Raw genomic sequence first — 20,017 nt, 5'->3', positions numbered from 1 at the left:
GTTGTTTGTGAACTTACGTTGCAGCAAAAATCTCGATCAGCTCCGTGAGGAATGCACTCACCACGTCGCGCTGCCGCGCCGAATGCCGAACGGCCGCATGGAAGCCGACTTCATAGCGCAACTGCTCAGGGTTCAGCGGATGCAACTGCCCCAGTTGTTGATGCTTGGCCGCGTAGTGCTGTGGCAGAAAGCCCAGGTGCTGGCCCGACAGAATGAGCAGGGCGGCACCGTCCATGCTGTCGGTGAGTACGGTCAACCGCTCGAGGGTGGTGGGCGCGGGCATTTCCGGCAGCGGGTGGCTGGGCCAGACCCAATCGTAATCGCGGACGTCATCGCGGGTCAGTGCGCCGACGTGATCGAACAATGGGTGCGCCGGGGCGCAGTAGGCGATTTGGGTTTCCTGAAACAAGGGGAAGTAATCGATGTTGGGCAAACGATGCCAGAAGTACCCGATGGCCAGATCGATATGGCCGTTGATGATTTTTTCTTCCAGCAAGGATGACGACAGCTCGGTGAAGTGGAAGTACAGGCCTTCATGTTGCGAGCGCAAACGCGCGATGGCCAGGGCGATGTTCTTGTTGGCGGAGGGATCGATTTGACCCAGCAGGCCGATGTTGATGTTGCCCGACACCTTGCGATTGATGTGCTGGACCTCAACCCGAAACCCTTCGGCCGCCGCCAGTAATCGACGGGCCGCTTCGACAAACTGCCCCCCTTTGGGCGTCACCGAAAACCCTCCGCGACCTCGCTCGCACAGACGAAACCCGACCCTCGCTTCGAGCGTCGCCAATTGCGCACTGATGGTGGGCTGAGTGGTGTTGAGCGCCGTTTGCGCGGCCGAGATGCCGCCCGCCTCAACGACAGTCAGGAAGACCCGGATCAAGCGCAAATCCAGTTCCGATACAGTGCCCAGCATGTGTGCCCCCCTGTTTGCCACATAGATGCCGATCTATGTAAACAGTGTGCCTGCGATATTTTACTGCCCTGACTAACGCCCTACATTGCAATGAAACCGGCGCTTTGCCCATAAAAACAACAATTACCAGCATAGGAACAATCGTATGTCAGGTTCTCCACAGTCTGTGCACGCCATTGCAGCGAGCAGCGGGTTGGCCATCGAAGGCCACTCGATCGATTACATTCCGGAAAATGAACGTCACGCCAAACTGAGCAGCCAAGGGCCTTTCTGGTTTCTGGGCAACTTCCACTTCTTCACCATCTCCATCGGTTTTGTCGGCCCGAGCCTTGGGTTGTCGGCGCTGTGGACCCTGCTGGCCGGTGCGCTGGGCATTATGTTCGGCACCATTTTCATGGCGTTTCACGGCTCGCAAGGTCCGGAGATGGGCCTTCCGCAAATGATCCAGTCCCGCGCCCAGTTTGGTTATCGCGGTGTGATCCTGGCCTTGATGGCGACGATGTTTGTGTTCGTCGGTTTCAACGTGGTGAACATCTCGCTGATCATGAACGGCCTGGAACATGTCTTCGGTTTCGACCCGACGATTGTCGCCGTGGCGGTGGTACTGATTGGCGCGCTGTTGTCGATCTACGGCCATGACCTGATGCACAAAGCGTTCAAATGGGCATTGTTGGCGACGTTGCCCCTGTATGCACTGGTGACCATCGCCTTGATGTTCGGTGCCGGCCAGGAAGGCGTCACCCCGGCGACAGACCTGGGTTTCAACTGGGTTGCGTTTGCCACGCTGTTTGCCATCGGTGCGAGTTACAACATTTCCTATGCGCCCTATGTGTCCGACTATTCCCGATACCTGCCGAAAAACACCAGCCGCCCGAAATTGATCGCCGCGGTGTTCATCGGCGCTTCGCTGTCCGGTGGCTGGATGATCGGCCTCGGTGCGTGGCTGGCGCAGCAACTGAAAGCGGCGGATGCGCTGGTGGCGTTGAACCAGGTCGGCTCTTCGATGATTCCGGGCTTGGGCAATGTGCTGGTCATTGTCTCGGTGGCGGGCTTTCTGCCGATCATCGCGCTCAACACTTACAGCGCCATGCTGACGTTGCTGACCGGTGTCGACTCGATCAAAAAGATCACGCCGACACCGCGTGCCCGAGTCATGTCCATCAGCGTGATCAGCATCATCCTGTTGACCTGCGTGTTGTCGATCAAAGGTGATGGCATCGCGTTGTTGAACACCTTCCTCGTGTTGTTGCTGTACTTCCTCGTGCCCTGGACCGCCGTCAATCTGGTGGACTACTTTTTCGTGCGCAAGGGCCGCTACGCGATCCCGCATTTCTTCACGCCGCAGGGCATCTATGGCGCCTGGCAATTTCGCGGCATCGTCTCGTACCTGATCGGTTTTGCCGCGATGGTGCCGTTCTTCTACATCTTTGATGCGTCTGCCAACAAAGAGGTATTCGTCGGTCCGCTGGCGCGCATGCTGGAAGGTGTGGACATTGCCTGGCTGGTGGGACTGGTGGTGTCGGGCCTGACGTATTACCTCCTCAGCCGTTCCATAGACCTCGCGGCCGAACGCCGGATCATCGATTCGATTACCGAGGACGACATTATTTCCATGGCTAAACAGCCTGTTGAGGAGGCGCGTTGAACAGCGCAAAGAAAACGGTGGTCGCCTGCTGCCAGGTGGCACCGAGAGTCGGCGATCTGGCTTACAACCGGACGCTGTCCGAACGCGCGATTCGTTCAGCGGCGAATCAAGGCGCACAGATTGTGGTGCTTCCAGAACTGGTGCAGAGCGGTTACGTGTTCAACCACCGTAGCGAGGCCTTGTCCTTGGCGGAACCGACAGAGGGGCCAACCTTGCGCCTGTGGGAGGCACTCGCCCGCGAACTGAACATCGTCGTGGTCGGTGGATTCTGTGAACGCTTGCAGGGCGATGAGTTGGCCAACAGTGCCGCCCTGATTGATGCCCAAGGCCTGCGCGCCGTGTACCGCAAAGCGCACCTCTGGGATGCCGAGCGTGAAATATTCAGTGCCGGTAACGCCGCGCCGCCGGTGGTTGAAACGGTTCATGGGCGAATCGGCATGCTGATTTGCTATGACCTGGAGTTCCCTGAGTGGGTGCGGCTCCCGGCACTGGCCGGCGCGGATTTGCTGTGCGCTCCGGTCAATTGGCCGGACGGACCGAGGCCTCCCCACCGAGCGGGCGGCGGAAGTGGTGCGGGTTCAGGCCAATGCTTCAGTTAACCGGATGTTCATCGCCGCGTGTGACCGGCATGGGCATGAGCGCGGTGTCGGTTGGGTGCAAGGCTCGGTCATCGTCGATGCGGATGGTTATCCGCTGGCAGGACCGGCCGAGCAGGGTGGTGAGCAGATTCTGCTGGCAACCCTCAACCTTGTCGAGGCGCGAAACAAACGCATCAGTGCACGCAACGATTTGCACCGGGATCGGCGGCAGGGGTTGTATGGGGGCGTCGAGGGATGAAGCGCTAGATCGCCGCTGTTTCTGTCACCGGGTGCGGTGGCAGGGAAGGGGCGACTGTTGGACGATTCTCAAAAGGCATTGATTGAGATTTTTGCTCCTGCGCGTTCCTTGGTCCTGATATTCGGTTGTTGACACCCGGGCTGACAGTACTAACCTATAGCTGTGGGAATATTTCCCACAAACGATGCTGACTGGCTCTGAAGGACCGTGCGGAAACCGCAGTTGCTCGTTGTTGCTGCATATTCATGGCCGCGCCGGTTGGCTGGCCGCTTCAATGGGCGGCCGGGAACTCATTGGATATTGCGTTCGATACGGAGATGACTTCGCAACTCCAAGTGGAGGTGCATCATGCTGCTCAAGAAATGTTTATTGGCTCTGGCAATCGGCGGAGTCCTGTCGGCATCGACTGTTCTGGTGCCTGATTACATCAATAGTTTCTCCAGCGTGTATGCCAAAGATGGCGGCAGCGGCGGTGGTGGAGGAGGCCACGGCGGTGGCGGTGGCGGTGGCGGTGGTCACGGTGGAGACGGCGGAGGCGGTCACGGTGGCGGAGGCTCTGGTAATGGAGGCTCCGGCGGCGGCGGTGGTCACGGTGGCGGCAGCGGTGGCGGTGGCTCCGGCAATGGAGGCAATGGAGGCAATGGAGGCGGTGGTCACGGTGGCGACGGCGGTGGCTCCGGAGGTGGTGGTCACGGCGGCGGCGACCATGGCGCTGGCGGCGATCATGGTGCTGGTGGCGATCATGGTGCTGGAGGCCATGACGGTAACGGTCATGCAGGTCCGGGACGCGGCGACGCTGACCATGGTGGTGTTGCTGGGAACAGAGGCCCAGGCAATGCGCGTGACAACGATGACAACGATGACAACGATGCCGCAGATGCAGCCAGGGACGCTGCCAGAAACGATGCAAATGCAGCCAGAGATGCTGCCAGAAATGATGCAGATGCAGCCCGGGATGCTGCAAAAGCTGCTGCAGATGCAGCTAGAGATGCCGCCAGAGCCGAGGCGGATGCAGCCAGGGATGCTGCAAAAGCTGCTGGCGTAGCGGGCGCAGATGCAACCCGAGACGCTGCCAGGGCGGCTGCCGATGCAGCCAGGGACGCCGCACGGCGAGATGCAGATGCAGCAAGAGATGCTGCAAGGGCTGCTGCCGATGCAGCCAGGGACGCAGCTAAAGTTGACGCGAACGCAGCCAGAGAGGCTGCCAAAGCTGAGGCGAGGGCCGCCAGAGAGGATGTGGCGGACGCCCCAGATGCCCCGGACGCGCCGGATTTCGACGCGGTTGAGGTACAGAACTAGGCCAGCACGTTCCGAACGAACACGGCTGGCATACCCGAAGAAAACGTCCCGAGCGTTTGAGGGACGTATCGGCAATGAGTCGCAAGCCCTGAAAAGACGCGGGGTTTGCGACTTTTTTTCGTATGGCGATCAAGAAACGCGCCAGACATACAGCGCATACCACGCCGTAAGGGCAACCCCCATCTCCATTCGTGCCCCTAGCCATCGGTCGGCTTTCTCCTGCGCGGGTTGACCCGGAGTCAGAAAGGACTAACTTACGTCTAGTGGGAAAATTTCCCACGAAAATTATTCTTAAGAAATTTTAAAGCTACGGGGTTGATCCCATGCCGCTCCCGGATTGCAACCTGATTGCGTTGGCTCAGCTCGTGGCAAATCACCTGGAGAATGCACGATGAACACTTACCTGCTTTTCAAGAGAGGGTTACTGGCGCTGGCAATCGGTGGCGTCCTTTCGGCTTCCATTGTTTTAGTACCAGATTCCATTTCCCATGACTCGAGTGCCTATGCCAAAGATGGTGGCGGTGGTGGTGGTGGTGGTGGTGGTGGTGGTGGTGGTGGTGGTGGTGGTGGTGGTGGTGGCGGTAATGGTGGCGGCGGTGGCGGTGGCGGCAACAGCGGTGGCGGTAATGGTGGCGGTGGAAACAGCGGCGGTAATGGCGGCAACAGTGGCCACAGCGGCAGCGACCATGGGAACGGGAATGGGAATTCAGGCCATGCCAGTTCCGGAAGCTCGAACTCCGGTCGCGGTGGTACCCACGCAGAAGCGGGTGACGACCACGGCAACCACGCCCGCGGCGAGCCCGGTGACGATCATGGCGTTCATGTTGGCGGTGAACCCGGTGACGACCACGGCGTCCACGTAGGCGGCGAGCCTGGTGACGATCATGGCGTCCACGCAGGCGGCGAGCCTGGTGACGACAATGGCAACCATGTTGGTGACGAACCCGGTGACGACAACAGCCGTATCTGACGCGGCTTGACGACCTCATACAAGACCCAGGGGGCCGGTTTTGTATGAGGTATGGCAAAAAATACGCGCTTGTGTTCATGGGATTATTTCCCACGCAGCTATACTGGGGTTAACTGTCTAGGAATGCGCTGAATGCAATCGTCTACCCTGCCCATGTCCCTTCTAAAAGCCCTGCGGCATGTCATGCGGCCGCTGGTTCGTTTGATGCTGCGCAAAGGCGTCACCTACCTGGTGTTCGCCGACCTGCTCAAAGAGGTTTTTGTCGATGTCGCGGACCGTGAGTTCCGTCTGGACGACAAGGCTCCAACCGACAGCCGTATCAGTCTGCTCACCGGTGTGCACCGCAAGGATGTACGGCGCTTGCGCAACACCAGCGACCCCGCTTCCTCCACGCTTCCGGCAAACGTCACCTTCGGTGCGCAACTGGTCAACGCCTGGTCCAGCGCGCCCTTTTGTGACAACGCGGGACAGCCACTGCCTCTGCCTCGATTGGCCAGTGTCGGTGGCGACCGCTCCTTCGATGCCTTGGTGGCGATGGTCAGCACGGACATCAGGGCGCGGGTGGTGTTGGACGAGTGGCTGCGCCTGGGCGTCGTACGTCTTGACGAACAAGAGTGCGTGCACCTCGAAGTCCAGGCCTTTGTGCCGCAAAAAGGCTTCGATGAGAAAACAGCGTACCTGGGGCATAACTTGCACGATCATGCCTGCGCCGCGGTACACAACCTGAGCAGCGAAGGTCCGGCCTTTTTTGAACGCAGCGTTCACTATGACGCACTGGCCCCGACGAGCGTCGAGGCGTTGCGCGAGGCCGTTGCCAGCGAGGGAATGCAGGCCCTGTTGAGCTTCAACCGACTTGCCGCCGAGCTGGAATTCCAGGACCTGCCCAGCCCTGAACCGCGCCAGCGCATCACGGTCGGCTTGTACTTCTACACTGAAGCTTCTGATCCCAATCCGCCAACAGCCCCTAAACCATGACCGTCCATGTGCGCCTGACTCGTGCAATCGCCCTCGTTCTGGGCCTCGGGCTTCCCATTGTGTTGCAAGCCGCCCCAGCCTGTGTCAGTCAGAATGATGCCGGCATAAGTGAAGTGCCGATCATCAATGCCCCGGGTGGCACCGGCGGCACGGGCGCAGCACCTGGCGGCATGGGTGGCACCGGCATCAGCACCGACAACGGTGGGGTCGGTGGTACCGGCGCACCGTTGAAAAAGCACCCTGGCGGCATTGGCGGCACCGGTGCCGTTGCAGGCGGTGTGGGTGGCACGGGCATCAGCAACGACAACGGCGGCATCGGTGGCACCGGCATTGTCGGCACCATCACCGGGTTCGCCTCGATTTGTGTCAATGGCGTGGAAGTGCACTTCACCCAAAACGTTCCGATCAGCGAGAACGGCGTTGCCGCCTCCAGTACCCACCTGGCGGTAGGCCAAGTGGTTGCCGTGGAAGCATTCAATTCCCGGCGTGGCCTGGAAGCCGGGCGCATTTCCATCTTGCACGTCTACGAAGGCCCCTTGACCGCTCTGCCACGCGATTCCATGCCCATGCGTGTCATGGGGCAACCGGTACGCCTGGCCAACGGTGCTCAAGTCGCTGCTGGTCTGCGTCCGGGTGATCCGGTACGGGTCAGTGGGCTGCGCGATGCTCGCGGCGAAGTAGTGGCCAGCCGCATCGACCGAGCGCCCGGCCTCAAGGAGGCCAGTGCTATCGGCTCGGTGGATCGCAGCGGCTATCTCGAGGGGCTCAAACTCGGCAATCAACCGCGCCCGGCGCAGGAAATGCTGGTACGCGGCCAGTGGACCGGCCGCGAGTTGGACGTCACCCAAAGCCGTCCCGACCCGAGCCTGCCCTTCAATGGCAGGGCACGCAATGCGGTGATCGAGGGCCTGGTACAGGGCCGACAGGACCGCCAATTGATGGTCGGTGGCTTTAAGGTGACGCTGGCGAACGACACCGTGTTTGTCGGTGTGCAGCCTTCGGGGCTGGCGCTGGATCGACGCGTGCGGGTCAGCGGCGTGTTCACCGGCGCGCGGGAGGTGCAGGCAACGCGCATCGAATTGCCCCGCGAGCGCGCCGATTCGCCGGCCAGCAACCGGCACGGACCACCCGGCACCAGCGAGCAGAGCACGGACGATTCAAGTGGTTCGAGCAACTCGAGCGGCTCCGGTAACTCTGGCAACTCTGGCGGTTCGGGGAATTCAGGGAGTTCAGGCAGTGACAGGAGCGGGCGCTCCGAGAGCGAGGGCAGCGTTGTCGACGATACTCGCCACGGGGGCAATGACAGTCATGGCGGTGGCGAGAAGACAGAGCGCGTGGACGTGGACAAGTCCGGTAAGTCAGAGCGTATCGAGAAGGTCGAGCAATCCGGCAAAGTCGAGAAGGTGGAGAGGGTAGAGAAGGTCGAAAAGGTCGAGCGTCCGGAGAAAGTCGAGAAAATTGATCGGCCAGAAAAAGTCGAGAAGGTAGAGAAAGTCGAGAAGGTAGAGAGGGTCGAGAAAGTCGAAAAGGTAGAGAAAGTAGAGAAGGTCGAGAAAGTCGAGAAGGTTGAAAAAGTCGATCACTCTGGCAAATCGGGTTAAACCGTGCAGGCATGATGCACTATTGTCATAAGTAACTAGGCTGGGTAAGTCACGCAACTCAGCATGCGTGTGAACTTCGAAGACGGAACACACGAGGTGAACATGAGCCCCAAGCGCATCCTGCTCGTCGGCTTGCTTGCCTGTCTGGCCATGCCAGTCCTGGCCGATACCTTCACGACCTCAATCGGAACCGACTACTCTCGAGGCGACTACGGTACCGGTACCACTTCTGAAACCTGGTATGTCCCGCTGGTGGGCAAATACGAAACCGGTCCCATGACCTACAAGCTCACGGTGCCCTGGCTGCGCATCACCAATCCTTCGGTCGGCCCTGATGGCGACCCGCTGCCCGGCGGTTGCGGCAAAGTGGAAAGCGGTCTGGGCGACACCGTTGCCGGTGCAAGCTATGCCGCGATTGATGGCAGCGTTGGCGGGTTGTTCGTGGACTTGATCGGCAAGGTCAAGCTACCCACGGCCGACGAAGACAAGTGCCTGGGCACCGGCAAAACCGACTATTCCGCTCAGGTCGATGTCGCCAAAGCCTTCGGTGCTGTGACCGGGTTTGCCACCCTGGGCTGGAAAAAATACGGCGACCCGTCGGACACCAACTTCGACAACCCGATATTCGCCGGCCTGGGCTTTGCGATGCCTGTGTTCGCGCGCACCACGGCGGGCGTGTCCTACGACTGGCGGCAAAAGGTCGTTTCCACGGGCGACCAGATCAAGGAACTCACTCTTTTTCTCACGCACAAGCTCAATCAGAACTGGAAGATTCAGTTGTATGCCGTCAAGGGTTTTTCCGACGCCAGCCCGGATGGCGAGGCTGGACTGTTGTTCAGCCACACCTACTGATTCCCCACGGGTCCAGGCGCAGCGGTGGGCTTAGGCAGCGCCAGTGAGGCTCATCAGATCGTCTGATCCGCATACTGTGGACTGCTATACTTTTTTCAGATTGCATGAAGTGTGCGACGTTCCTCGCGGTACATCGACTGCAAATCTCAGTTAGCGGCTGCCGGACAGAGGAGGTCTACAGCAAACTCGAGATGGGAGGTGTGACATGAATCGGCACTATTACATCAGTGACAATCTCAATGATCTTGAAACTGTTGAAAATGAACTGGAAGCCAGCGGCATTAATTCCGAACAAATTCATGTGCTCAGTGAAGAAGTTGCTGAAGTTGAAGAGCATCACCTCCACGAAGTTAATTCGTTAATGAAACAAGATACGGTTCACTCTGGAGAGATTGGTGCGGTGGTCGGAGTGCCTCTCGCGCTGCTGATCCTGGGTGGCGCCTATTGGATGGGGTGGACCGAATCCGCCGCCGGCTGGGTGCCGTTTATCTTCCTTGCCATTGTTGTATTTGGCTTTTGCATCTGGGAAGGCGGATTGTTTGGTATCCAGGTGCCGAACGCTCACTTCCGCAGCTTTAAACAGATAGTCGAGGAGGGCAAACATGTCTTCTTCGTTGATGTCGAACCGCATCAGGAATCGGTTCTGGACCGGGTAATCGAGCATCATCCAACGCTGATGGTCGCCGGCATGGGAGCGGCAGCCCCCCACTGGACAGTGGCCTGGCAGCACAAATGGCATCAGTTCAAGCGAGTAATATCGGGTTAGCTCCCGCAGACTCCGGGCCATCCGAAAGCTATTTCCGAAAGCCATTTATTGGCCGAAGGAAATGACCCGGCTGAGGAAAACATAGTCTGCCTCGCTGGCCATCAGCCCGACGAGCACCAGTAAACACAACGGTGGCACCAATATCGCGTAGACCATGGCCAGCCGCTCCCAAGCCATATGCATGAAGATGGAGACAATTAAACCCGCCTTCAACAACATGAACGTGATAATCAGGGACCACCGAAGGTAACCATGGAAGTGGAAATAGTCGACAAGGTACGACAGCGTGCTGAGTACGAATAACAGCCCCCAGATCTTAAGGTACAAACTGATTGGATGTTGCTGACCCTGAGCATGTGCCATCACCCGTGCTCCTCTACCATAAATAGAAGAAAGCAAAAATAAATACCCACACCAAATCCACGAAGTGCCAGTAAAGCCCGGCTATCTCGACATTCTGATAGTTTCCGGAGCGCTCATAATCTCCCCGAAATACTTTCAGCGCGACAATGCTGAGGTAGATGGCGCCGATCGATACATGCAGTCCGTGAAAACCGGTAATCATGAAAAAGCTGGCACCAAATTGCGCCGCCCCCATTGGATTCCCCCACGGACGCACGCCTTCTGCGATGAGCTTGCTCCATTCAAATGCCTGCATGCCGACGAACGTCACACCCAAGGCTGCAGTCGTCAGCATCAGGGCCGTGGTTTTCGCGCGATCACGGCGATAGGCGAAGTTAACGGCCATAGCCATGGTGCCGCTGCTACTGATCAGTACAAAGGTCATGATGGCGATCAGAATAAGCGGGATTTCTCTACCGCCGATCGTCAATGCGAACACTTCACTGGGGTTCGGCCAGGCGGTGGTGATGGTCATGCGTACCGACATGTAGCCGGTCAGGAAACAGGTGAATATAAACGTATCGCTGAGCAGGAATATCCACATCATCGCCTTGCCCCAGGGCACCTGCTTAAAGGCCTCTCTATCCGAGGACCAGTCGCTGGCGATGCTCTGCCATCCCGGTGCAGGCGGCAAGCCTGGTGGATTGGAAGAACTGGATTCGACTGGGGCTTGTGGGTGCGATGCCATGGCTTTTCACCTCAGGCCGCAGAATCTGGCGATGGCGTCATAGGTTTGAGGCGTGCTGGCCAGCAGTGCGAATAGCACGAACCAAAGACCCAGTAAGTAATGCCAATAGATGGCACAGAGTTCTACGCTGGCGCTCAGTTGCGCCAATGGCACATGACGCAGGAATTTAGCGACGATCCAGCACCAGGCGATCAGCCCGCCCAGCAGGTGGAGCCCATGCAGGCCGGTCAACAGGTAGAAGAAACTGTTTGCCGGGTTGCTGGCGACAAAGTAGCCCCAGGCGACAAACTGTTGCCAGACCCAGAGTTGCCCGGCCAGAAAGGCCATTGCAAAGACGCCCCCCAATGTAAAACCAATGACAGTAGCGTTCAGTCGAGCCTGTCGGGCGGTCATGCGTGACCACTGCAGTGCGATGCAACTCAACACCAGAAAAGCCGAATTCAGCCAGAGTGGACGGAGATTGCCTAACGGCGCCAAAGGCTCTGTCAGGGGGAGCCAGTCGGCCATTTGCGAACGGGCAATAAAGGCGATCAGGAAGAGAAAGAATAACGAACTCACCACCACCATAAACAAGCGCAGGCCGACTCTTGCGGTTTGCCTTCTGTCGGCGCCCTCGGTGGCGTGAATACCCTCAGGGCCGCGACGCCAACTGCCGCCGGGGTCAGAGCGGTCGGCGTTTCTCAATAGCAGCCTGTTCATGTCTTGGCGTCCGCTATTTTAGTTCCGGCACCGAGTTGTCGCATGTGCTCCAGCTCCTCGGCGGAAACCGTTTGCGGAACGAAGTCCTGCTCTATCCCCGGCACACTGTAGTCATAGGCCCAGCGATGCACGACCGGCAACTTCTCTCCCCAGTTACCGTGTTTCGGCGGGGTGTCCGGCGTTTGCCATTCCAGGCTGGCCGCGCCCCAGGGATTACTGCCTGCGGGCTTACCCTTGAACACACTCCAGGCCATATTGAACAAGAACAGCAGCTGGGAAACCCCGACAGTCAATGCGACCACCGTAATGAAGGCATTCAATTCTTGCGCCGACTGCGGGATGAACGCGTAGTTTTCATAGGCGTAGTAGCGACGTGGCATGCCCTGGAAACCCAGGTAGTGCATGGGGAAGAAGATGGCGTAGGTGCCCAGAAAGGTAATCCAGAAATGCAGCTTGCCCAGGGTGTCGTTCCACATGCGCCCAGTGACTTTCGGGAACCAGTGATAAATGCCGCCGAACACCACCAGAACCGGCGCGACCCCCATGACCATATGAAAATGGGCTACGACGAAATAGGTGTCCGAGAGCGGTATATCCACGATCACATTGCCCAGAAACAACCCGGTCAGACCGCCGACCAGGAAGGTGACGATAAAGGCCAGGGCAAACAGCATCGGCACGGTCAGGTGAATGTCGCCCCGCCACAGGGTCAGCACCCAGTTGTAGACTTTCAGCGCGGTCGGCACCGCGATAATCAAGGTGCTGATGGCGAAAAAAAGCCAAAGTACGGGTTCATTCCGCTGACATACATATGGTGCGCCCAGACCACAAAACTGAGCACGCCAATTGCAATAATGGCCCACACCATCATTCGGTAACCGAAGATGTTTTTACGCGCATGCGTGCTGATCAAGTCGGAGACCAGGCCAAATGCCGGGAGAGCAACGATGTAGACCTCCGGGTGGCCGAAGAACCAGAACAGGTGCTGGAATAATATCGGGCTGCCACCTTGGTGATTGAGCTGCTGCCCCAGAGAGATCATCGCCGGCATAAAGAAGCTGGTGCCCAACAGCTTGTCAAACAGCATCATGACCGCACTGACAAACAATGCCGGGAAGGCCAGCAAGGCCATGATCGAGGCCATGAAGATGCCCCATACCGAGAGTGGCATGCGGAACAATGTCATACCGTGCGTGCGCGCCTGCAACACCGTGGTGACGTAGTTCAACCCGCCCATGGTGGCCGCGACAATAAAAATAGCCAGTGAGATGAACATCAGGACAATGCCCCACTCGACCCCCGGTGTCCCCTGGCTAATGGACTGTGGCGGATAGAGCGTCCAGCCCGAACCAGTGGGGCCGCCAGGGACAAAAAAACTGCTGAGCAACACCAGTACCGCCACCAGGTAAAACCAGTAGCTGAGCATATTGACGTAGGGGAAGACCATGTCGCGGGCGCCCACCATCAGCGGGATCAGATAGTTGCCGAAGCCACCCAGAAACAAGGCCGTCAGCAAGTAGATAACCATGATCATGCCGTGCATGGTCATCGCCTGATAGTAAGTACTGGCGTCCATGAACGACAAACTACCGGGGAAGCCTATCTGCATGCGCATCAAGTCGGACAACACCAAAGCGATAAGACCCACGAACAGAGCCGTCAAGGAGTATTGAATGGCTATGACCTTGTGGTCCTGACTCCATATGTATTTGGTCAGGAAACTTTTGGGTTCGTGCAGTACTTCTGTTTCGGCATGCTCCGCATAGGCCATCACGTCATCCTCCTGCTGAAGTTTCAGTGTGTTTCTGGCTCCTTACGGCTGCTTTCCTGGCTCCGCTTTGCTCGTATCAGTTTCGGTGTTCGCTTTGGATTTGATAAAGGCGATCAGTGCGTTCAAGTCCTTATCACTCGGAGCAAAGGGTGGCATGACGGCTGCAAAGCCCTTGACGATTTTGGCGTTGGGATGAAGAACCGACTCTTTTAGATAGCCCTCATCGACCTTTACGCTCGTATCGTCGGCAAGGGTTTCTGTCTTGCCATACAGGCCCAGCCAGCTGGGGCCGATGCCTTTATTGCCATCAACACTGTGGCAGGCCAGGCAGCCAAGCGACCCGGCCAGCCGCTGTCCCTGCGCCGCCAGGTCTTCACCTGGGGCCGATGCTTCGCCGGTCGAAGGTTCATCGTCTTGCCGCGCAGTACCCAGTGATTTGATCAGGGCGATGACAGCACCCTGTTCATCGTCATTGAGAGTATAGGCCACCATCACCGGCGGGTAGCCCTGTACCAGTCGGGCCTTCGGATCGAGAATCGACTCTTTAAGGTAGGCCTCGTCGACTTGCACACGGGTGCCATCGGCGAGTTGTTCAGTGCGGCCGTACAGCCCCTTCCATCCCGGGCCGAGACTGGCAGTACCATCCTGGCTATGGCAGGCCTTGCAGCCATGTTGTTCGACCAACTGGCGGCCTTTTTCCAGCACGCTGTCTCGACTCGGCTTGGCAGCGGTCATTAATGTCTGCGCAAAAGTCGGTTGGCCTTTTAGCCATTGATCGAAGACATCCTGTTCTACCACGATCATATGACCGCGCATGTTGTAATGCCCTACGCCACAATACTCAGCGCAAAGGACTTCATAGTTCCCGGTTTTAGTTGGCGTAAACCAAAAGTACGACACCATGCCGGGCACCATGTCCATCTTGCTGCGAATTTGCGGTACATAGAAATCGTGCAGCACATCTTTTGAGCGCAGTAAAACTTTCACCGGCTTGTCGAGTGGAAGGTGAACTTCATTGTTTATTACAAGCACATCGTCCTGCCCTGCAGGATCCTTGGGGTCAAGGCCAAAGGGATTGGCGGAATCAATAAACCTGACATCCGATTTGCCCAGCTTTGCGTCTTGGCCGGGGAAACGAAAGGCCCACTGCCACTGCTGGGCGACCACTTCAAGTTCGTAAGCATTTTTCGGCACCCGGATGAAATCGTTGTAAACAACCAGACCTGGCGCCAACATCGCGGCAATACCTACGGAAGTAACGATGATTAACCATAATTCCAGTTTTTTACTTTCTGGCTGGTAGGCCGCCCTGACACCGTCCTTGTGACGATAGCGCATCACCGCTACAGCCATGAATACCGTGATGGCAATGAAAAATATCCCGCAAATAATCAGGGTGATGAACAGGGTGGTGTCTATGGAGCCCCAGTTGGAAGCGGCCGGTGTCGCCTGCCAGGGCGCTAGTATGTCGAATAGCACTGACGCAATAACGATTAGTATCAGGACAATTGCTATTGCCATTTCCTCTTCATCCTATTCCTGTTGTTCATTGGTTATGCAAAAGCATCGCCACTGACATCCAAGCAGGGCAGACAACTACCACCCGTCCGGGTGGCAAAGTCAGTAAGAAGTATAGAACCATCGGGTTGTACCGTGAGGCTGGCAAGCGAGGCCCGGCGACCAGCTATACTGAATTTCTGATGACGGACGGCAGGGTTCGGCCAGAAGCGGCGCCAAAAAGACGAACTCTGCCCTTGTCCAGTTATCCAACGTAAGTGATGGCATTGAGCAGGGACGATAGCGACAGAGTCCAGCAATCCACATGGGAGGTTTCGTCATGAGTGCCCTGACGATCGAAGGCTGGTGCAAAACCAGCGACGCCCAAAAGTCCACCCCGATGGGGAAGTCCATTTCTACGTCGACGGACCTCTCCATCTCCGTCTGGAAGAGGCCGAAGAGCGCTTGCAGAAGACCCAAGAGCCTGAAGCCATGGTCGATGTCGATATGGACTCGATGGAGTTGATCATGCCAAAGGGATACGCCCCCTTGTCCGACTGTCAAATGCGCGTCTATTTGCACGACGAACGCGGCCAGTTCCACCTGGTCGGACACCGCGCCAGTGATGGCAGCTTGATCTATACCAACGCGGTGTTGATTGATCAGCTGCTTGAGTAGTGGCTACGTGATTCTCGGCGTCGGTCTTTCTCTTCGGGGGGGAGGGCGGTGCCGAGTGTGACCGTATAGACCTTCAGTCGTAAGGAATACAACCGGGTGGCACATGATCCGAGTCGAGCCGATTGTCGACTCGCGCAAAGACGTGCGCTCATCCCCGGCGCGCTATCGACCCCCCGGTTTAGCGGGGTCGCCCACAGGTCATAATTGATCGATAAGCGGTTGTACTACTCACCGATTGATTGATCCACGTTACTGCGCGGCCGAATAAGTATTGACCTGACTGTTTCGTACCAACAGACTTTTCTACTCTTGTGTATTTTTTAAGGTCTGTCTGATGCGTAAATCATTCTCCATCGTTGCAATTAGCCTTCTTGTATCGCAGTACTCCCTCGCCGGCGAAACGACCAATACCGCTATCGGTGGCGGTGTCGGCGGCGCCCTTGGAAGCGTGGTCGGTCAAGCCATGGGAGGTAGCACGGGCGCCGCGATCGGAGCCGGGGTCGGTGGCGCGGCTGGGGGCGCAATGACGGCGAAGAGCGGCAAGAAGACTGAATCAGCTATTGGTGGGGGGCTCGGGGCAGCGGGTGGCCAGGTGATTGGCAACAGCGTCGGTGGCTCAACCGGTGGCCTGATCGGCGCTGGACTGGGCGGTGCTGCAGGGGGGCTGTCGGCAACAATATGGCCGATGACAACGACCACCACAGTTCTGACTACAAGCATAAGAATAAATATAAGGATAAACATAAACACAAGCATGGCGATTGATCGCGGGTGCAGAGTCAGAACTAGTGGAAACTTTGTTTCAACCAGGGGGGCGGGCATAACCTTCCCCCTAGGGGCGTCTTTTAGGCCGTGGAGTGGTGGTCTTCAACGAATCGGGCTGTAATCACGGGGAATTTGCGTAAAACGCGGCATGTCCATGTACGCGACGCAACCCCCGGTTTCGGCGTGAGTCCCCCCCCCACTAATGAGCGCCATTCCCCGGCAGCATTCGCGTCTCCATCAACACACTATTTCAGCCTGTGGCCAATGTGTGCGGGGCGTTCAGTTCATCGCACATGTTTGCCGCAGTGCTGGCAAAGTAATTGCTATGTCAGCTTATACCATCCACCAAAGGCGCAGAGTCGGGAAGCTTTGGAGCTGAAAGCACCCCCGTTGAGTGATTACATATAACCATCGGTTTGCGTCATAAAATTCCCCTGGCTACTCAATAGAAGTGCCGCAGTCATCCTCTGCAACCGTCTAGGGGGAATTCTTATGAATCACTCTAAACGTACGTGTACACCGGCAGCGTTGCACTGGTTATCGGCCTTGATGGTTCTATGGGTAATGTGCGCGGGCTCTTGCACGGCCTCGTTCAATGTGCCGGCTGGCGTCAAGCTGGCCCTTGTCGGCTTGAGTATTTCGCTCACGATATTGTTCATACTGTTTTTCCTGGTGATCAAACCTTTCGTTCGCCGTTTTTTGTGCTTTCTGGCTTGCCTGCTTACGGTCACTCTGGTCGTGGCCGATGAACCTCAGGGCAATGACACTCAAGCCAATGAGAAGTGGCTGGAGCCGGAACGCTCCAAGCTCATGCATGTGAATGGTGGGATGCCGTTCTTTCCGCACCGGGCCAATACCACTGGCAACCTGGTTTTGAATGTTAAGGACTTCGACAATGCCCAGGTATGTGGCGCTTGCCATACGGAGATTTACAAGCAGTGGCGCTCCTCGATGATGTCCCAAGCCTGGGATGAGCCCATCTATCGAGCCTTGCTCAAGCGTGCGAGTTCGGCCACCGACGGGAAGGTCGATAACTTCTGCACCGGCTGCCATACCCCGATTGGTCTCACGACCGGTCAGATCACTTCGGAAATCAACCGCTCATCGATTGAAGACAGCACCCAACATCATCCAATGCCCGGGGTCGATTGCGAGACCTGTCACAACATCAGTGCCCGCACGGGCCTCGATAACGGCGCTTATGTCTTGAGCCCTCGAGCGCACGGTAAACCCACCAAGTTCGGCCCGCGTAAAGATGCCGTTTCGCCTTATCACGACACCGTGTATTCCGCTCTGCACACGCGCTCGGACTTTTGCGGCACTTGTCACAACGTCACGCACCCGTTCAGCAGTGTGGCGGTCGAGCGAACCTATGACGAATGGCAGGAGAGTGCCTACAGCCTTAACGATGTAACCTGCCAGAGTTGCCATATGCAGGGTTTTGCGGGTAAGGCCGCGATCATGGGGCCGGACCGCGAGCAAGTCGCCTCGCATTGGTTCAGCGGAGCCAACGCCATGATGCTCAAGCACCTCGGTCAGGACGAGGGTGCGCAACGCGCGCGCGACATGCTCGTGCGTGCGGCGCAAATACAATTCCAGCAACTGCCGGCAACTGTCATTCCCGGGCAATACACCTCGGTTGCGGTCAAAGTTGCGAATGTCGGCGCAGGGCACAAACTACCGACCGGCTTTCCAGAGGGACGGGAGATGTGGATTGATTTCCGGGTACTGGATGCCAGTGGTCGCGAGCTCTATCGGCTGGGTTCGATCAAGGACGGCAAGACCGAGGACAACACCCGAAACTTCAAAGTGCACATTGGCGACAAGGACGGCAATCCGTTGGACGTCGAGGTCTGGAATGCCACGCAAATACTCTCGGACAATCGCATTCTGCCCAAGGGCTACGATATCGGGACGTTCTCCTTCCTGGTGCCGGCCGACGCAGTGGGGCCGCTCACATTGTCTGCCGAACTGAACTACTGGCCGTTTTCGCAGAAGCTGGCCGACTACCTGCTCGGCAAGGATCAGTTGCAGGTGGAAATTACCCAGATGGCCAAGGTCACGCAGAGCGTTCCTCTCTCGACCAGCCTGCCAGTCGCCAAGGCGGACACTGCGCACTTTTAGCTGCACAGTGTCGAGGTCCAGCGGGGGCTGATCTCTATATACGCCTTGCCGAAGGAGAGGGACGTTAGAGGAGGGCTCGTTGCACAGCAATCGACGCATGGCAAACGGTCGCGGACGTTATGAAGCCTTGACGATCTGCGGCGGGCTCCACGTTCCTTTGCCAGGCGGCAAGATGGAAGGCGCCTGCGTCTTCGGCCAATAGAGACGCATCACCAGGTAGATCCGATCATTCGGTGCGGGCAGCCAGTTGCTTTCCTTGTCCACGCCGGGTGAGTTTTTCTGCAGGTAGAGTGTTAGTGAGCCGTCCGCATTCTTCTTCATACCGGGCAACATTGGTGAGTTGATGAGGTAGCGATTGATCGGGTTTTCGATCAGCAATTGCGACTTGCCGTCGTACATTGTCACTGACCAGAAGGCATTAACCGGTGGAAGTTGTCCGGCAGCAAAGGTGATCGTGTAGTTGTGCTTGCTGCCGTCGAGCGGTTCGACATTTGGCAAGGTATTGGCCAGCGGGTACGTGGCCTCATCGGCATCGTTGGCGTATATGCCTGCTTGCGCAACAGCAGCACGCTTGAGCCAGTCGCCATTGTAGAAGGCGTTGTCGCCGCCGGCACCGACAACGTTCCAGCCATTAATCCTGGTGCCCAGATTTTTAATCCCTTCCTCAACCTTTGCATGCCCAGCCTGCAGGCCTTGAACCACCGCGGTTTTCTGTTCGGCGGACAGGTTCTGGAAGTTGAAGTCCTTGCCGACGCCGATTCGGGCAAGTTTCTCGCGGATCGCTACTTCGTCCGGTGTGGCCGGGTCGAACTGCAAGGCAAAGCCCAGATACTTGAAGAAGTCAGTCTTCACCAGGTCTTTATCGATCTTCGGGAAATCAATCGCGGGTGCTGCAGGTGGCGCGGGCTGCTGGAGATAAGCGGAAAGCGGCTGCACCATCACTGTCTGTCGGTATCATCGCCTGCGTCCTACGCTTTGACGTGTTCAAAGAACAGTGAGAAATCACTATGATTCCCGGTCGCAAAGGGCAGCATCCGATCCAGGGAGGACACACCCTGCACCGATACGCTGCCTAAAAACGACTAGAAGTAACCTGCGTCATGACTGACGCGATTCACCGTTCGTACCGCTAAAATTTTCGAATGTTACGCCGATGCGCGAGAACACCTGCCACACGAAGAGCAGCACACTGGAACCGATGAGAATTGATGCGAACGCAATCAATGGCTCGACTGAGGGGAAGCCCTTGATACGCAGTGTCAGTGCGCCGAGCATCACCGGTACGCCAACGTTGTACGTCCAGAACTGTGCGCTAGCGATGCGTCCTTCAGTGATTGACGGGTGCAACGTGCCGAACAGCCCGAACAGTGCCATCGACACCCACCCCAACAGATTGATATGGGCATGTACCGCGAAGAGTGAATGGTCGCCGGAAGCGCCCATCGTCACGCCCAGCGCCACGCCACTGGCAAAGTAGAGGGCCGCGAGCCGAAACCAGGTCCGTGAACGGGGATTGTGATTCATGGCATTCA

At 57.5% G+C, this 20,017-nt stretch carries 16 protein-coding genes and 4 pseudogenes; 11 read left to right on the top strand and 9 right to left on the bottom strand.

Annotation, left to right across the window (positions count from 1 at the left end; translation table 11 throughout):
- Positions 1–13: 13 nt before the first annotated feature.
- The gene (locus AB4N76_RS02690) at positions 14–916 is read right to left on the bottom strand and encodes a LysR family transcriptional regulator (RefSeq protein WP_046032454.1); all 903 of its coding nucleotides are present in this window, start codon (positions 914–916) and stop codon (positions 14–16) included.
- A 145-nt stretch (positions 917–1,061) separates the two neighbouring features.
- Between AB4N76_RS02690 and AB4N76_RS02685 the strand changes: the two genes are divergently transcribed.
- From AB4N76_RS02685 to AB4N76_RS02650, 8 genes and pseudogenes are all read left to right on the top strand, one after another.
- Positions 1,062–2,561 (top strand): purine-cytosine permease family protein, encoded by a 1,500-nt coding sequence (locus AB4N76_RS02685; RefSeq protein WP_460164088.1) that lies wholly within the window; start codon positions 1,062–1,064, stop codon positions 2,559–2,561.
- Positions 2,558–3,398, top strand: a pseudogene (locus AB4N76_RS02680) (nitrilase family protein). Before AB4N76_RS02685 ends, AB4N76_RS02680 begins: the two are co-directional and overlap by 4 nt.
- A gap of 448 nt (positions 3,399–3,846) precedes the next feature.
- Positions 3,847–4,443, top strand: a complete 597-nt coding sequence (locus AB4N76_RS02675; protein ID WP_460164087.1) for a hypothetical protein — start codon at positions 3,847–3,849, stop codon at positions 4,441–4,443.
- 645 nt (positions 4,444–5,088) lie between these two features.
- Positions 5,089–5,667, top strand: a complete 579-nt coding sequence (locus AB4N76_RS02670; protein ID WP_460164086.1) for a hypothetical protein — start codon at positions 5,089–5,091, stop codon at positions 5,665–5,667.
- Between the two features lie 132 nt (positions 5,668–5,799).
- On the top strand, positions 5,800–6,642 hold the full coding sequence (locus AB4N76_RS02665) for a DUF6502 family protein (RefSeq protein WP_046032449.1): 843 nt from the start codon (positions 5,800–5,802) through the stop codon (positions 6,640–6,642).
- Complete coding sequence (locus tag AB4N76_RS02660; RefSeq protein WP_046032448.1) at positions 6,639–8,243, top strand: DUF5666 domain-containing protein; 1,605 nt, start codon at positions 6,639–6,641, stop codon at positions 8,241–8,243. Before AB4N76_RS02665 ends, AB4N76_RS02660 begins: the two co-directional genes overlap by 4 nt.
- 102 nt (positions 8,244–8,345) lie before the next feature.
- Positions 8,346–9,095, top strand: a complete 750-nt coding sequence (locus tag AB4N76_RS02655; RefSeq protein WP_460164085.1) for a transporter family protein — start codon at positions 8,346–8,348, stop codon at positions 9,093–9,095.
- Positions 9,096–9,300: 205 nt separating this feature from the next.
- Entirely contained in the window at positions 9,301–9,861 is a 561-nt protein-coding gene (locus AB4N76_RS02650) for a hypothetical protein (protein ID WP_046032446.1), read from the top strand.
- Between the two features lie 45 nt (positions 9,862–9,906).
- On the opposite strand, the gene AB4N76_RS02645 is transcribed toward AB4N76_RS02650, so the two are convergent.
- The 5 genes and pseudogenes from AB4N76_RS02645 to AB4N76_RS02625 all read right to left on the bottom strand — a co-directional run bounded on the left by AB4N76_RS02645 (position 9,907) and on the right by AB4N76_RS02625 (position 14,942).
- On the bottom strand, positions 9,907–10,224 hold the full coding sequence (locus tag AB4N76_RS02645) for a cytochrome C oxidase subunit IV family protein (RefSeq protein WP_046032445.1): 318 nt from the start codon (positions 10,222–10,224) through the stop codon (positions 9,907–9,909).
- A 13-nt stretch (positions 10,225–10,237) separates the two neighbouring features.
- Complete coding sequence (locus tag AB4N76_RS02640) at positions 10,238–10,951, bottom strand: heme-copper oxidase subunit III family protein (protein WP_077431882.1); 714 nt, start codon at positions 10,949–10,951, stop codon at positions 10,238–10,240.
- A gap of 6 nt (positions 10,952–10,957) precedes the next feature.
- A complete protein-coding gene (locus AB4N76_RS02635) occupies positions 10,958–11,650 on the bottom strand; it encodes a cytochrome c oxidase subunit 3 (RefSeq protein ID WP_046032443.1) in 693 nt (230 codons plus the stop codon).
- Positions 11,647–13,421 (bottom strand): annotated as a pseudogene (gene ctaD, locus AB4N76_RS02630) (cytochrome c oxidase subunit I). The gene AB4N76_RS02635 and the pseudogene ctaD overlap by 4 nt, the downstream one beginning before the upstream one ends.
- Positions 13,422–13,463: 42 nt before the next feature.
- Positions 13,464–14,942, bottom strand: a complete 1,479-nt coding sequence (locus AB4N76_RS02625; protein ID WP_460164084.1) for a c-type cytochrome — start codon at positions 14,940–14,942, stop codon at positions 13,464–13,466.
- Positions 14,943–15,258: 316 nt separating this feature from the next.
- On the opposite strand from AB4N76_RS02625, the pseudogene AB4N76_RS02620 reads away from it, so the two are divergent.
- Both AB4N76_RS02620 and AB4N76_RS02615 read left to right on the top strand, forming a co-directional pair.
- Positions 15,259–15,596, top strand: a pseudogene (locus AB4N76_RS02620) (hypothetical protein).
- Between the two features lie 334 nt (positions 15,597–15,930).
- A pseudogene (locus AB4N76_RS02615) lies at positions 15,931–16,361 on the top strand (glycine zipper domain-containing protein).
- A 497-nt stretch (positions 16,362–16,858) separates the two neighbouring features.
- Here the strand turns inward: AB4N76_RS02615 and AB4N76_RS02610 are convergent.
- Complete coding sequence (locus AB4N76_RS02610) at positions 16,859–17,020, bottom strand: hypothetical protein (RefSeq protein ID WP_460164083.1); 162 nt, start codon at positions 17,018–17,020, stop codon at positions 16,859–16,861.
- Positions 17,021–17,099: 79 nt separating this feature from the next.
- Here AB4N76_RS02610 and AB4N76_RS02605 point away from each other — a divergent pair, with 79 nt between their 5' ends.
- Positions 17,100–18,485, top strand: a complete 1,386-nt coding sequence (locus AB4N76_RS02605; protein WP_460164082.1) for a multiheme c-type cytochrome — start codon at positions 17,100–17,102, stop codon at positions 18,483–18,485.
- Between the two features lie 117 nt (positions 18,486–18,602).
- Here the strand turns inward: AB4N76_RS02605 and AB4N76_RS02600 are convergent, their stop codons facing one another.
- Together AB4N76_RS02600 and AB4N76_RS02595 are read right to left on the bottom strand one after the other, a co-directional pair.
- The gene (locus AB4N76_RS02600) at positions 18,603–19,424 is read right to left on the bottom strand and encodes a DUF1254 domain-containing protein (protein ID WP_460164081.1); all 822 of its coding nucleotides are present in this window, start codon (positions 19,422–19,424) and stop codon (positions 18,603–18,605) included.
- Between the two features lie 159 nt (positions 19,425–19,583).
- Positions 19,584–20,009, bottom strand: a complete 426-nt coding sequence (locus AB4N76_RS02595; protein WP_077431885.1) for a hypothetical protein — start codon at positions 20,007–20,009, stop codon at positions 19,584–19,586.
- Between the last annotated feature and the right edge of the window lie 8 nt (positions 20,010–20,017).

Source organism: Pseudomonas sp. S2_F03 (genome assembly GCF_054668335.1).
The sequence above is the reverse complement of the archived record's forward strand: the minus strand, read 5'-3'. Positions and strand labels throughout refer to the sequence as shown.

What these genes read in the sequence shown, in the direction of transcription:
- AB4N76_RS02625 (WP_460164084.1), bottom strand. Translation starts at nt 14,942, where the DNA reads ATGGCAATAGCAATTGTCCTGATACTAATCGTTATTGCGTCAGTGCTA.
- AB4N76_RS02600 (WP_460164081.1), bottom strand. Translation starts at nt 19,424, where the DNA reads ATGGTGCAGCCGCTTTCCGCTTATCTCCAGCAGCCCGCGCCACCTGCA.
- AB4N76_RS02595 (WP_077431885.1), bottom strand. Translation starts at nt 20,009, where the DNA reads ATGAATCACAATCCCCGTTCACGGACCTGGTTTCGGCTCGCGGCCCTC.
- AB4N76_RS02610 (WP_460164083.1), bottom strand. Translation starts at nt 17,020, where the DNA reads ATGAACAATATCGTGAGCGAAATACTCAAGCCGACAAGGGCCAGCTTG.
- AB4N76_RS02675 (WP_460164087.1), top strand. Translation starts at nt 3,847, where the DNA reads ATGCCAAAGATGGCGGCAGCGGCGGTGGTGGAGGAGGCCACGGCGGTG.
- AB4N76_RS02645 (WP_046032445.1), bottom strand. Translation starts at nt 10,224, where the DNA reads ATGGCACATGCTCAGGGTCAGCAACATCCAATCAGTTTGTACCTTAAG.
- AB4N76_RS02655 (WP_460164085.1), top strand. Translation starts at nt 8,346, where the DNA reads ATGAGCCCCAAGCGCATCCTGCTCGTCGGCTTGCTTGCCTGTCTGGCC.
- AB4N76_RS02670 (WP_460164086.1), top strand. Translation starts at nt 5,089, where the DNA reads ATGAACACTTACCTGCTTTTCAAGAGAGGGTTACTGGCGCTGGCAATC.
- AB4N76_RS02650 (WP_046032446.1), top strand. Translation starts at nt 9,301, where the DNA reads ATGAATCGGCACTATTACATCAGTGACAATCTCAATGATCTTGAAACT.
- AB4N76_RS02660 (WP_046032448.1), top strand. Translation starts at nt 6,639, where the DNA reads ATGACCGTCCATGTGCGCCTGACTCGTGCAATCGCCCTCGTTCTGGGC.
- AB4N76_RS02640 (WP_077431882.1), bottom strand. Translation starts at nt 10,951, where the DNA reads ATGGCATCGCACCCACAAGCCCCAGTCGAATCCAGTTCTTCCAATCCA.
- AB4N76_RS02635 (WP_046032443.1), bottom strand. Translation starts at nt 11,650, where the DNA reads ATGAACAGGCTGCTATTGAGAAACGCCGACCGCTCTGACCCCGGCGGC.
- AB4N76_RS02690 (WP_046032454.1), bottom strand. Translation starts at nt 916, where the DNA reads ATGCTGGGCACTGTATCGGAACTGGATTTGCGCTTGATCCGGGTCTTC.
- AB4N76_RS02685 (WP_460164088.1), top strand. Translation starts at nt 1,062, where the DNA reads ATGTCAGGTTCTCCACAGTCTGTGCACGCCATTGCAGCGAGCAGCGGG.
- AB4N76_RS02665 (WP_046032449.1), top strand. Translation starts at nt 5,800, where the DNA reads ATGCAATCGTCTACCCTGCCCATGTCCCTTCTAAAAGCCCTGCGGCAT.